Source organism: Capnocytophaga stomatis (genome assembly GCF_002302635.1).
Lineage (GTDB): Bacteria > Bacteroidota > Bacteroidia > Flavobacteriales > Flavobacteriaceae > Capnocytophaga > Capnocytophaga stomatis.
Map to the genome: position 1 here is coordinate 1,211,628 of NZ_CP022387.1, position 13,454 is coordinate 1,225,081.

Sequence of the window (13,454 nt, forward strand, 5' to 3'; positions counted from 1 at the left end):
TTTCTATTTTCAATTTATAAATTTCCGTAAAAATTGATATAATGAGCATATTCCAATTGTTTGCGAAGCCACCAAAGCAAATCATTCACAAACTTTGTAACATTTTCACTATCAAATACTTTTTGCTGTAATCTTTCGATAATTTCCAAACAAATTTGCCTATCAAAAACATTATCGGAAGTTGCGTTAAATTCTTCTTCCATTTCATCAAAAAGCGGATTTATTCGCGGATAAAAAGCTTGAAATTCACTTTTAATATATTCAAAATCAGCTTCGGAAATAAAAGCAGAAATCCCTTTCTTCCCCGAGAAAGAATCAAAATTTTCATCTAATCCGTAAATAACGTAACCTATTTTACTTTTATCTTGACTGGAGGAAGTTGTAAAAACAACAGGTTTTTTCAGGATTTTCACAATTGCTTTTTCAGGATTATAATTCCATTTTTCATAAAATTCACGAGCCAAAACGGGATTACATTCAGTCTCTTCACAGATACGAGCAATGTTTTCCTGATGAAATTGCTCCAAAGCTAAGGATACATTTCCGTTAGCATTTCTCAGTAGCTTCAAGGCTTGAGACATTGAAACGGGTACTTGCTGTTGAAGAATTTTAACTTCTTGATTGTAATTCATATAATTTTACTTTCGTCTCACGAATTTTCATCAAGTGCGAAAGTACAAAATATTTCGGATTCTGGAATAAATTTTCTACCTTTGTGCTATATTGAAAGTAACCTTTAAAAAATTACAAAATGATTCTATCAACAACCCCAACTCTTGAAGGGCATCCTATCAAAGAATATAAAGGCATCGTAACGGGAGAAACCATCATCGGAGCCAACGCTATTAAGGATTTTATGGCTGGGCTTACCGACTTTTTTGGTGGGCGTTCCACTACATACGAAAAAGTGCTCATCGAAGCCAAAAACACAGCTCTTGCCGAACTGCAACAACGTGCCTCAATGATGGGAGCAAACGCCGTAGTGGGCATAGACCTTGATTATGAAACCGTTGGAAGCAACGGAGGAATGCTAATGGTAACTGCAAGCGGAACGGCAGTAGTTATCTAAACATATGATTTCAAAAAATACCATCGACAAAGTTTACGACCAAATGCGGGTCGAAGAAGTGATTGGTGATTTCGTTCAACTGAAAAAGGCAGGTTCTAATTATAAAGGACTTAGCCCTTTTTCCAATGAACGGACTCCAAGTTTTATGGTCTCGCCCGTAAAGCAAATCTGGAAAGATTTTTCTTCCGGAAAGGGAGGGAATGCCATCGCTTTTCTGATGGAACACGAGCATTTCACCTATCCGGAAGCAATTCGGTATTTGGCAAAAAAATATCATATTGAAATTGAAGAAACCGAGATTTCTTCCGAAGAGAAAGAAAAAGCCAATGAGCGGGAAAGCCTTTACATTGTTTCGGAATTTGCCCAAAAATATTTTGAAGAAGTTTTGACCGAAACTGAGGAAGGAAAAGCCATCGGGATGACGTACTTCAAAGAACGAGGTTTTACGCTCGAAACTATCAAAAAATTCCGTTTGGGATATTCACCTAACGAATGGACAGCCCTCACCGATACGGCCTTAAAAAAAGGCTATCAGCTTGAATTTCTCGAAAAAACAGGACTGACCATCGTTAAAGAAGATAAAAAATTCGACCGATTTAAAGGCAGAGTAATGTTCCCCATTCATTCAATGAGCGGACGCGTATTGGGCTTCGGAGGTCGTATTCTTACGCAGGATAAAAAAGCCGCAAAATATCTCAACTCACCCGAAAGTGAAATCTATCACAAAAGTAAGATTCTATACGGAATTTTTCACGCCAAACAAGCCATCGCCAAGGCAGATAATTGCTATTTGGTTGAAGGATACACCGACGTAATTCAATTGCACCAAAAAGGAATTGAAAACGTAGTAGCATCAAGCGGGACGGCACTCACCCCTGAACAAATCCGATTAATAAACAGACTAACCACCAACATAACAATGCTTTACGACGGAGACGCCGCAGGACTTCGAGCTTCTATCCGTGGAGTAGATTTGATTTTGGAGCAGGGAATGAATGTTAAAATTTGTACTTTTCCCGAAGGAGAAGACCCTGATAGTTTTGCCCGAAAAACAGCCTATGAGGATTTAGTGCTTTATTTGGAAGAAAACGCCACTGATTTTATTCGTTTTAAGGCTTCACTTTTGATGCAAGAGGCTAAAAATGACCCAATCAAACGAGCCGAAACCATTCGTGATATGGTGGAAAGTATTTCAAAAATTCCTGATTCTATCAAGCGAGAAGTGTACGTGCGTGAATGTGCCGTTATTATGGATATTTCGGAAGAAGTGCTTTTCTCCACACTTTCTCAAATCTTGAAAAAAGATTTCTACGAAGGACAAAAAGTAGAACGCAAAAAACGCCAATCGCTCGAAGTCACTCGAAGTAAGGAAGAACAAGCTAAAATGGCCGTGAACCGACTGGAAATATTGGAACACGACCTCATCAAGCATCTTCTTTTGTACGGAAATAGAACTTGCGTGTTTACGGATTCCATACTTCAAGTTGATGAAGAAGGCAAATTGGAAGAGAAAAAAATTCAGCAAGAACTGAAAGTTTACGAAAAAATTTACCTTGAACTTCACGAGGACGAAATTCAGTTTGCCAATCCTGATTTCAAAAACATTTATGATTTGGCAATGGAACAGTTCAACCAAGCGGAAGAATCGTATCAATTAGCAACTTTCATCAATCAATTACCGATGGAGCTTAGCCAGAAAGTTTCGCAAATTATTATGGAAGATGAAAATTTGCAATTACACGATTGGCTTCGGAAAGATATTGTGCCGAAAGACAAAGATGCAAACATCGATTTGGCTGTTTCAGACATCATTTTAAACATACGTAAGTTATTGGTTAGCCATCTAATAGAAAACATCACTGCAAAAATTAGCAATTCCGACGAAGACCAAAAACGCGAAATGTTGGAAGAAGTTTTGAATTACATACAACTGCAAAAAATATTGGGAAAACGCCTCAATCGTGTTGTGAATTAATTGACTTTCAAGCATAAAAAACTCAAAAAAACTTTTTTTATTGAAAAAAGTTTATATCTTTGTATTTCGTTAGTGGTTTAATTTTAAATATTTTAACAAAATGAAAAAAGTAGTATTAAGTTTAGCATCAGTTGCTCTTATGACGTTAGTTTCGTGTGATAGCTTCAATCAAACAAAACAAAAAGCAACAGAAGCAATGGAACAAGCAAAAGAAGAAAGTAAAGATGCTATGAACCAAATGAAGGAAGAAGCAAGCAAAGCTGTTGAAAATGCTCAAGAAAAAATGAAAGATTTGGTATCGGGAATTGAAGTACCTAAATTCAGCAGTGACGAAGCTCAAAAATTAGCCGATGAGTACACCAATTACTTGAAAGAATCTGCTGAAGCTGTGAAATCAGGAAGTGCTGAAAAAGTGAAAGAACTTCAAGCGAAAGCTGCTGAATGGCAAACAAAAATGCAGGAAACAGCCAAAAAATTAACTCCTGAAGATGCCACAAAATGGTCAGAATGGACTAAGAAAATTTCTGAATTGCAAGCTGAATAATTCAATTTGAAGGCTAAAAACATCAAAAAGACTGCTAAGGCGGTCTTTTTTAATCCCTCATTTTCAGCACAATTGTTGGCACAGATTGTTAATTATGAATTATTTCATATCTTTGCCCCTTGATAAAAATCATCACTATGGAAAAAGTTATTGACGAATCAAAGCAAGGACAAAGTCTTGTTTTGGAAGCAAATACGAACAATCACAAAAAATTATATATAGAAAGCTACGGTTGCCAAATGAATTTCTCGGATAGCGAAATTGTGGCTTCGATTCTCTCCGAGCAAGGTTACAACACCACACAAACACTTGAAGAAGCTGATTTGGTGCTACTTAACACTTGTTCTATTCGGGAAAAAGCCGAACAAACCATTCGCAAACGATTGGAACAATTCAATTCTATCAAAAGAAGCCGCCCTGCAATGAAAGTGGGCGTATTGGGATGTATGGCTGAACGACTAAAACACGCCTTTTTGGAAGAAGAAAAAATTGTGGATATGGTTGTAGGTCCTGACGCTTACAAAGATTTACCAAACCTTCTGCAAGAAGTAGAAGGCGGACGTGAAGCTGTCAATGTAATTCTTTCAAAAGATGAAACATACGCCGACATTTCACCCATCAGGCTGAACAGCAACGGAGTAACAGCCTTCGTTTCCATCACACGTGGATGCGACAATATGTGTACTTTTTGTATTGTTCCGTTTACACGCGGACGCGAACGAAGTCGCGACCCTTTTTCTATACTAAATGAAATCAAAGACTTAGAAGAGAGAGGATTTAAAGAAATTACGCTTTTAGGTCAGAACGTGGATAGTTATCTTTGGTACGGTGGCGGACTGAAAAAAGATTTCGACAAAGCCAGCGAAATGCAAAAAGCCACTGCGGTGAATTTTGCAAAACTACTTGATATGGTGGCTGTTGCTCATCCAAAAATGCGTATTCGTTTCTCCACTTCCAACCCGCAAGATATGACTCTTGATGTGATTGACACAATGGCAAAACATCACAATATCTGCAAATATATTCACTTGCCTGTACAAAGCGGAAGTAACCGTATCTTAAAGGCAATGAACCGATTACATACAAGAGAAGAATATTTTACATTAATTGATAACATCCGTGAACGCATTCCTGAATGTGCCATTTCACAAGATATGATTGCAGGTTTCCCAACTGAAACGGAAGAAGACCACCAAGACACACTTTCACTTATGGAGTACGTAAAATACGACTTTGGGTTTATGTTTGCCTATTCGGAACGACCAGGAACGCTTGCTGCACGCAAAATCGAAGATGATGTTCCTGAGGAAGTCAAAAAACGCCGTCTTTCCGAAATCATTGATTTACAGCAGAAACACAGTCTTCTTCGCACACAGGAAAAAGTGGGACAAATTTGCGAAGTGCTCATCGAAGGAAATTCCAAGAAATCAGACGAACAATGGATGGGAAGAAATACACAAAACACAGTAGTTGTTTTCCCAAAAGAGCATTACAAAGTAGGTGATTTTGTGAACGTTAAGATAGAAAGTTGCACATCAACCACCCTTATCGGAAAAGCCATTGGGTATAGCGATATGATGTAACTGAAAGCTGACTTAATTTTTAAAATTCCTATTTAGATAAAAACAAAATCATCATACAATTATGGAAAGAATAGCAAGTTTTTGTATTGACCATTTAAAATTAGAGCGAGGAATTTACGTTTCTCGCAAAGATTATGTAGGGAAAGAGGTACTCACCTCGTTTGATATTCGTATGAAGTTGCCTTATCGCGAACCTGTTTTAGGAGCTGCTGAAATTCACACCATTGAGCATTTAGCAGCGACTTGGCTACGCAACAGCGATTGGAAAGACAAAATCATCTACTGGGGACCAATGGGCTGCCAAACAGGAAATTATCTTATCTTGGCAGGAGATTTTTCGTCAAAAGATATTGTTCCGTTAATTACCGAATTATTCCAATATATGGCTGATTTTGAAGGAGAAATACCGGGAGCATCGGCAATGGAATGCGGAAATTTTTACAATAACAACCTCCCAATGGCAAAATACGAAGCGAAAAAATATCTTGAAGAAGTGCTTTACAATCTAAAAGAAGAAAATCTAAATTATCCTAATTAACAGATAATTATCATCACACAACTCCAAATTATTAATTATGATTTGGAGTTTTTTGTTTTTACTTTGTAAATACAAAAAACCTCTTGATTTCTCAAGAGGTTTTCGTTGGCTCACAAGGACTCGAACCTTGAATAACAGAACCAAAATCTGCTGTGTTACCATTACACCATGAGCCATTGGTTATTTTTGCGGTGCAAAGATACAATCTTTTTTTTAACTTCCAAATATTTTTCAGAAAAAATTTAGCTCCGCATTAAATAAAAGAACAAAACATATTAAAAATCAAACACTTAATTCAATTTAAAATTTATCGGATAAATGAAAACTAAAAAAGTAGGTTTGCCATCTTTCATTGCCGGAGCTTTTACCGAAAGTTTTTTAATAATACGTATCGCCTCATTTCTTAAAATTTGAGTTTCATCACCCAAAGCTGCTAATATTTGAACGCTTTTATCTTCCTTTATTTTAAAAACAACATAAACAGTTCTTTGAATGTTATATTTCGCCGCCAATTCCGGATATTGAAAATTTCTTTGCACGTGTTCATTCAAACATTTCTGAAAACTTCCAAAAGTAAAGAACGAATCCTTACAAGATTTGATTTGCGGATAAACATCAGGAGGGGTGGATGAATCATATGTTTCCTTTTTATTAAATATAATAGGAACAAAATTAATGGAACCTACTAACTTTCCGTTCTTTCGTGCCGGAATAAATTTTGGAAATTCTCTTGATTTTTGATACACTTCTCTTGCTAAAGCCTCATCTTCTCCTTCAATACCCTCAACCATAGAATTTCCGTCAGAATCAATTTTTAATAACATATAAACAGATTTTTCTTCTCCGTCATCTTCCGTCGCTATCCTTTCAAACATAAATTTTCGAATACATTTACCTAAAGATTTATTTTCATCTTCTGCACTTTCACAACTTTCCCATTTTGCCTCCACATCAGGATTAGAAAAATATTTTTCCTGCTTGAGGGCTTTCTCTCTCTTGAATGTCAGAGGCATTGTGTACGTAAACTCAATCGGATTTCCGGCTTTTTGAGCAGGAACGAACAAAGGCATCTGCTTTAAAAGTCGTTCTCCTTCTTCAATTAAAGCATTTTGATTGGAATGAATTCTTACTTTTTCAATCTTCCCATCGGCATTAACTTTAAACACAAGATAGACTCTTCCCTCAAGATTTTCAGCGTTTTGCACATTTTCTTTAAAATAAGCAACAAGACACTTTTTAAATCCTTCAATGGTTCCGTTTGCGTCCTGACAATTACTCATTTTGGGATACTCATCGGGTTCCACTTTCTCAATAGCAAGGGAATTATCAGGCAAAACAGAATCTTTCTCTATTGAAAAATAACTTTCAGTAGCTTTGAAAGCATACACTGAAAAAGACATCATTGTCACAACGAGCAGAAAATATTTCTTCATACACAGCCAAAATTTATGTTAATAATAGCAAATATAAACATTTTATCACAAAATAAGGGGGTTAAAATGTAATGTACAAAAACATACAAACCAAAAAAGCCCGAAAAAACATTAAAAATAAGGGAGTTACAACCAAAAAAGCCCGAAAATGGAAACAAAACCAAATGTACAACAATTACTATTAACTACTATTTAATTACCATTTAAAAAGCCCGAAATTACCATATAATTTGCTGTAACTACTATTATGAGGCACAAAGGTACTAAAAACTACCAAACCCCAATAAAACAAGCCCTTTTGGGGCTTTTTTTTATGTCTCCGGAGTTGCCGGAACCCCCTGCCGGGACCCGCCCAACCCACCATTTGCGTACCCCAACGAAAATGATAACTACTACCCCGAAAAACAGGTATTTTAGTAGTTGCTATTATAGTTGTTATTACATTTGCTATTACATTTTACTTGTTTTACACCCTTATTAAAATGGGGGTGCTGGTGTAAAAAAATAATATTACCCCTATGTTTTTAAGAATTACAAGGGGAGGATTACCATTTAAAAAATAGAATTTTTAAATACAAAATATTGATTTATACTAAATTAGATGTTTTGTTGTGCTTATTCTGCGAGGGGTATGACTGAACCGACACATTTTATTTTACATTTTACTCCAACCTAACTACCCCTACCACTAAGGCAATGGCATATATTTGAGACTTATGCAACTCAAACGGCTCGTATTTTTCATTGTCGGAAACGAGTGTAATATGTTCATTATCTGAACCTTTACAAACACGCTTAATTAACGCTCCTTGCTCTGTATCTAATACATATACTTTATTCCATTGAAAGAAAATATCTTGCAGGGATAATTTCTTACAGGCAACCACATCACCGCTGTTGTATTTAGGAATCATTGACGAGCCTTTTACGGGAATAAGATAGTCCGCACCTCTAAACATTGGTATTACATAACGCTCACAATCAAGCTCTAACACAGAAACTTCCCCACTACCTATCCCCGCCATTGCATCCAACGGAATAAGCGGAATCCCCTCATTAAGACTCTCTGTATAGGTAGCAACAGGTAAGTTTTGCTCACTTTTAAGCATCTCACCCTTGCCTGTAAGCAACCATTCGTAATTTATTTCGAAAGCATTTGTAATTTTCTCTAAAAAACCGAATTTAGGTTCGGTTCCCGATATATAATTACGAACATTGGCTTCATTTACTCCGACTTTTTTAGCAAAATCACTATTATTTCCATTAGAAAAATGAGAAACAAGCTCATTGATTCTAAAATTTATACTACTCATAATCAATCAGTTTTAAAAATATTCGAAAAATAATTCGAATTTTATTTTGTTATTTCGAAATTTGTCGCGAATTTTGTCCCGTGAAACAATACAAACAGGACGATGTGCAAAGGTAAGAATAAAAAATACAAGTACAATCAAAGTATTATAAATGAATTGTCTAAAAGTTACGGCGTTACGGTTGATTTTGTCCGCAAGGCGTTGGCAGGCGACCGAGTAAGTAATACAGCCGAAGATATTAAAAAAGACTATTACAAAGCCGAAAAGGCTGTAAATGAAGTAACAAAAGTAGTATTAAATAACGTTATAAATCAATAAATTATGACAGAATTAATAACAATCACAGAGCAAAACGGACAAAGAGCCGTAAACGCAAGAGAATTGCATCAATTCCTTGAAGTTGGTAGAGATTTTTCCAACTGGATTAAAGACAGAATAGAGGATTATGGATTTGTTGAAAATCAAGATTTTGTGGTTTTCGCCAAATCTGGCGAAAACTCAAACGGCGGACGACCATTAAAAGAATACGCCATTAGTATAGATATGGCAAAGGAGCTAAGTATGGTGGAGCGAAACGAAAAAGGCAAGTTGGCAAGGCTTTATTTTATCGAAATGGAGAAAAAAGCAAAAGAGCCACAGCCCAAACTTCTGCCCAGTGGCAAACGCAATCAGCAACAGATAGAGCTCATAGAACTCATCCGTGCCAACCTGTTGCGTGGCGATGTGGTAGCCGGTAAACTTCTACAATGTTTTAAAGTCGGATTTTGAAGCTCTTAAAGCGTTGGTTAATAAAACAATAGTAAGTCGTGAGGCATATAAATCGGCATTGGTAATCTATCATTCGCCTTTTTTGTTTTCGCCCGTGAAAAGAGCGTGGGCGTTTTGGTATGCGACCAATGCGGGTTTTTCCAATCAGATTGTAAACTGTCGTTTCGACCGCACGGGAAAGAACGAAAGAGGATTGATTAACAAAGTGTTGCAATTTTCAGAGGATTATACCGAACGTTTGAAACACGTTCAAATTGAGAATAATGATGCCTGTGCAGTGATTTCTTCACACGACAGCGAAAAAACGTTTATCTATTGTGATCCGCCTTACGTGGGTGCGAACCAAGGGCATTATGGCGGTTATACGCAGGAATATTTTAACGACTTACTTAACGCATTATCAAAGGCTAAGGGCAAGTTTTTGTTAAGTTCGTATCAGAATAACGAGTTATTGAAGTGCGTAAAGGAGTTTGGCTGGTGTCAAAAGGAAATCACCTTGCATTTGGGAAGTAGTAAAACCGCTGGTAAAAAGCGTATTGAAGTGTTGACAGCGAATTATGAGTTGTAACAAAAAACACGGCAATTGAGCCGTGTTTTTACGTTTTTTGAATATCTTTGCGGTGTATAAAAAATCCTCAAAAAATGTACATTTCATTTTGAAAATTGGGACATTTCATTTTGCGGATTATAAAAATAAAACATTTGATTAACAATTTTAAAAGTAAAAAATAAACATTCTTCAAAGCAGAAATAGAAAATAGAAAAATATTTGCCAACCGATAATATTTTTTCCAGCAAAAGCGATTCATCTCCTGATTTTTCGATATTATTTCGCTTGAAATGTGAGATTTATTATTTTATTTTCATATATTCGCAAACTTAATCAGTTTCTTCAAAAATTTGAGGATTTACGTTTATTTTTTCAAATCAATAAAATATGTTAACAAACAAGGATTTCAAAAAATATGACCTTATTGTAGGTTGGGTTACTTTTTTCATCGCTTTAGTAACTTACGGATTAACCGTAGAACCAACCGTAAGCTTCTGGGATTGTGGAGAGTACATTTCCACCGCAGCAAAATTGGAAGTAGGACATCCGCCGGGAGCACCGTTTTTCCAGATGATGGGAGCTTTTTTCGCTTTTTTTGCTCCTGAGGCTGAAAAAGTAGCTTTATTTGTGAATTATATGTCCGTATTTTCGAGTGCATTCACGATTCTGTTTCTGTACTTTATCATTACAAATCTCACTAAAAAAATTGCCTTCAAAAACATTCCAGAGACAGAAGAACTACCTGTACCTCAAGTAATTGCTGTTTTAGGAAGTGGTTTGGTAGGTGCTTTGACTTATACTTTTTCCGACAGTTTTTGGTTCAACGCCGTTGAAGCTGAAGTTTATGCAATGGCAATGCTTTTTATGGCTGCGATGTTCTGGCTTGGAATCAAATGGACGGACAATCTTCACAAAGAACGAGGCGATAAATGGCTGATTTTAATCTCATTAGTAATAGGATTATCATTCGGCGTGCATTTTATGGCGTTGCTTACCATTCCAGCAATCGGGATGCTTTATTTCTTCAACAGTAATTACAAAAAGAATTTTAAAAACTTTGTGATTGCAAATGTGATTTCCATTGCAATTTTATTACTGATTTTCAAGCTAATACTTCCTTATACGCTGGCTTATTTCGGGAATTTGGAAGTCTTTTTCGTAAACTCGTTAGGTTTGCCTTTCAATTCGGGAACAATCGCAGCGGGGCTTTCAATTATCATTGCGTTTTTCTTTGTGCTTCGTTATGCCGCTAAAAAACAAAAGGTTTATTTACAAACAATTACGCTTTGTATAATGTTTGTTTTCATAGGATTTTCATCGTGGCTGATGATTCCTATTCGTGCCAATGCCGATGTAGTTATCAACGAAAATAGCCCTACCGATGCACGTTTGTTATTAGCTTATTATAAGTTAGAACAATACCCTGAAACTCACTTGTTTTACGGACCAATGTTTTCAGACAAATACGCAGGGCAAGATGAAGAAAATCCGTACAAAGATGACAAACCCAAATACGAAAGGGATTACGAAAACAACAAATACATCATTGTAAATCACTATAAAAACGCCAGAGTTTCGCCCAACTCAAAACACACAGGCTTGCTTCCGCGTATGTGGAGTGCACAGCACGCTGCGAATTATATGATGCTGACAGGTCTTCTTGATTTTTCAATCAAACCGGAATATTTCTCAAACAAAGAACTCCATCAGGCGGTTAATGAATTCAAAAAACAGGTAAACTTAGGAAGAGTTACACCTAATGAATATGAGCTATTCCTGAACAGATTTAGCAGTTATTTAGATGTTGAGAAGCCAAGTTTCTTCAAAAATATGCAATATATGTTCAGTTACCAAATGAGCTATATGTACTTGCGTTATTTTATGTGGAACTTCGTGGGAAGACAAGACGACATACAAGGAAAAGTGAATAATGACCACGGAAACTGGCTCAGTGGCATTAATTTCATCGATTCGATGCGATTAGGCTCGCAAGACAATCTTCCGTCAGATGTTTTGAACAACAAAGCACGAAATACGTATTTCTTTTTACCGCTGATTTTAGGTATTTTAGGTTTGGTATTTATGTCGCTAAAAAGTGAGCAAAAGACGTGGGTAGTGTTCGTGCTATTTATGTTCACAGGTTTAGCCTTGAAAGTATATCTCAACGAAAAACCGTTTGAACCACGAGAACGTGATTATGCTTTGGTTGGGTCATTTTTTGCCTTTGCGATATGGATTGGCTTTGGTGTGTATGCTCTTTTCGAGCTTCTTAGAAAAGCAACAAGCCAGAAATTATCTGCTCCAATTGCTGTTATCGTTTCCCTTTTGTGCGTTCCTACCCTGATGGCTTACCAGAATTGGGATGACCACGACCGCTCCGAAAAGTATTCGGCTCAGGCAATCGCACATTGTTATTTGGATTCTATTTCTGAAGATACAGGAGCTATGATTTTTACCATCGGGGATAATGACACGTTCTTACTTTGGTATGCTCAAGAAATTGAAGGCTACCGAACCGATGTACGAACCATCAACACAAGTTTGCTTCAAACCGATTGGTACATCGACCAAATGAAGCGAAAAGCCTATGAAAGCGAGCCAATTCCGTCGCAATTAAAGCATAGTCAGTACGCTTACGGAGTTCGTGATGCGGTTTATTTCATAGAAAGAACCAAAAACGTGTGGAATGTAAAAGACTTAATGAATTGGATTGCCAGCGATGACCCAAATACTAAAAACGTACTCGAAGACGGAAGAACAATTCATTACTATCCAACCAACAAAATTCGCATTCCAGTAAATAAAGAAAACGTTCTGAAAAGCGGTGTTGTAAAACCTGAAGACGCTCATTTAATCGTTGATTACATTGATATTAAGTTACCTAACGGCATTGATAAAGCCCGCTTGATGATGCTCGATATAATCGCCAACAACGATTGGAAACGCCCTATTTACTTCACAGGCGGAAGCTTTGACGACGAGGAATACATTTGGATGAAGGATTATTTGCAATTGGACGGATTGGTTTACAAATTAGTGCCTATCAAAACTCCTGTTAAGAAAAATTCTTCCGAAATGGGACGCATTGACAGCGATTTAATGTATGACATCGTGACAAAATGGAAATGGGGCAATATGGGAGATTCAAATATCTATCACGATGTTGAAACTCGCAGAAGTTCAATTTCTTTCCGTATAAATTTAGCTCGCTTGCTTGAAAAGTTAATTGAGGAAAAGAAAATTGACAAAGCTAAAAACATCATCAATTTGGCTATGAAAAATATGCCGATGGAACATTATGGTTATTACACATTCCTTTCTCCTTTCATTCAAGGCTATTATCAGGTAGGTGAGGCTGAAAAAGGGCGTGAGTTGGCTAAAAAAGTGATGAAAAAGTACGAAGAAGAGTTGAATTACTACACGCAACTTCCTGCAAATGAAATCTATCAACAATACGAAAATATTGACACTACGATACGATATTATATGGGATTACTCGTTGAAATAGAAGAATTTGACAAGAAGTTATACGACGAGAAATATCAATTACTCAAAAAACTAATTTCTCCTTTCCTAAGTGAAGAAGACTTTGAAGAGTACGAAGCTATTGAAAATGACTCGCTAACGAAGCCCGATACTGTAAAAGATTCTCTGGATTCAATAACAAATTAAGAACACAAA

General features: G+C 36.5%; 12 protein-coding genes and 1 tRNA gene. 9 read left to right on the top strand and 4 right to left on the bottom strand.

Going from position 1 to position 13,454, the window contains the following annotated elements:
* Positions 1 to 14 precede the first annotated feature (14 nt).
* Positions 15 to 632, bottom strand: coding sequence for a hypothetical protein (locus CGC58_RS05470; protein WP_095895661.1), 618 nt, complete (start codon positions 630 to 632; stop codon positions 15 to 17).
* Positions 633 to 751: 119 nt separating this feature from the next.
* Here CGC58_RS05470 and CGC58_RS05475 point away from each other — a divergent pair, with 119 nt between their 5' ends.
* From CGC58_RS05475 to CGC58_RS05495, 5 genes are all read left to right on the top strand, one after another.
* Positions 752 to 1,069, top strand: a complete 318-nt coding sequence (locus CGC58_RS05475; RefSeq protein WP_095895662.1) for a YbjQ family protein — start codon at positions 752 to 754, stop codon at positions 1,067 to 1,069.
* A gap of 4 nt (positions 1,070 to 1,073) precedes the next feature.
* On the top strand, positions 1,074 to 3,044 hold the full coding sequence (gene dnaG / locus CGC58_RS05480; protein WP_095895663.1) for a DNA primase: 1,971 nt from the start codon (positions 1,074 to 1,076) through the stop codon (positions 3,042 to 3,044).
* A 100-nt stretch (positions 3,045 to 3,144) separates the two neighbouring features.
* Complete coding sequence (locus CGC58_RS05485; protein WP_095895664.1) at positions 3,145 to 3,588, top strand: hypothetical protein; 444 nt, start codon at positions 3,145 to 3,147, stop codon at positions 3,586 to 3,588.
* 137 nt (positions 3,589 to 3,725) lie between these two features.
* Positions 3,726 to 5,171: a tRNA (N6-isopentenyl adenosine(37)-C2)-methylthiotransferase MiaB gene (gene miaB, locus CGC58_RS05490; protein WP_095895665.1), complete on the top strand. Its 1,446-nt coding sequence runs from the start codon at positions 3,726 to 3,728 to the stop codon at positions 5,169 to 5,171.
* Between the two features lie 61 nt (positions 5,172 to 5,232).
* Positions 5,233 to 5,709: an S-ribosylhomocysteine lyase gene (locus CGC58_RS05495; protein ID WP_095895666.1), complete on the top strand. Its 477-nt coding sequence runs from the start codon at positions 5,233 to 5,235 to the stop codon at positions 5,707 to 5,709.
* Between the two features lie 105 nt (positions 5,710 to 5,814).
* Here CGC58_RS05495 and CGC58_RS05500 read toward each other — a convergent pair.
* The 3 genes from CGC58_RS05500 to CGC58_RS05510 form a co-directional block, all read right to left on the bottom strand.
* Positions 5,815 to 5,885: transfer RNA gene (locus tag CGC58_RS05500), tRNA-Gln, on the bottom strand.
* A 114-nt stretch (positions 5,886 to 5,999) separates the two neighbouring features.
* Positions 6,000 to 7,142, bottom strand: a complete 1,143-nt coding sequence (locus tag CGC58_RS05505; protein WP_095895667.1) for an energy transducer TonB — start codon at positions 7,140 to 7,142, stop codon at positions 6,000 to 6,002.
* A 662-nt stretch (positions 7,143 to 7,804) separates the two neighbouring features.
* The gene (locus CGC58_RS05510) at positions 7,805 to 8,455 is read right to left on the bottom strand and encodes a S24 family peptidase (RefSeq protein WP_095895668.1); all 651 of its coding nucleotides are present in this window, start codon (positions 8,453 to 8,455) and stop codon (positions 7,805 to 7,807) included.
* A 102-nt stretch (positions 8,456 to 8,557) separates the two neighbouring features.
* Here CGC58_RS05510 and CGC58_RS05515 point away from each other — a divergent pair, with 102 nt between their 5' ends.
* From CGC58_RS05515 to CGC58_RS05530, 4 genes are all read left to right on the top strand, one after another.
* Positions 8,558 to 8,773, top strand: coding sequence for a hypothetical protein (locus tag CGC58_RS05515; protein ID WP_095895669.1), 216 nt, complete (start codon positions 8,558 to 8,560; stop codon positions 8,771 to 8,773).
* Between the two features lie 3 nt (positions 8,774 to 8,776).
* Positions 8,777 to 9,223, top strand: a complete 447-nt coding sequence (locus CGC58_RS05520) for an antA/AntB antirepressor family protein (protein ID WP_095895670.1) — start codon at positions 8,777 to 8,779, stop codon at positions 9,221 to 9,223.
* Positions 9,224 to 9,236: 13 nt separating this feature from the next.
* Positions 9,237 to 9,791, top strand: coding sequence for a DNA adenine methylase (locus tag CGC58_RS05525; RefSeq protein ID WP_095895671.1), 555 nt, complete (start codon positions 9,237 to 9,239; stop codon positions 9,789 to 9,791).
* 369 nt (positions 9,792 to 10,160) lie between these two features.
* Positions 10,161 to 13,445, top strand: coding sequence for a glycosyltransferase family 117 protein (locus CGC58_RS05530; protein ID WP_095895672.1), 3,285 nt, complete (start codon positions 10,161 to 10,163; stop codon positions 13,443 to 13,445).
* The last annotated feature ends 9 nt before the right edge of the window (positions 13,446 to 13,454 follow it).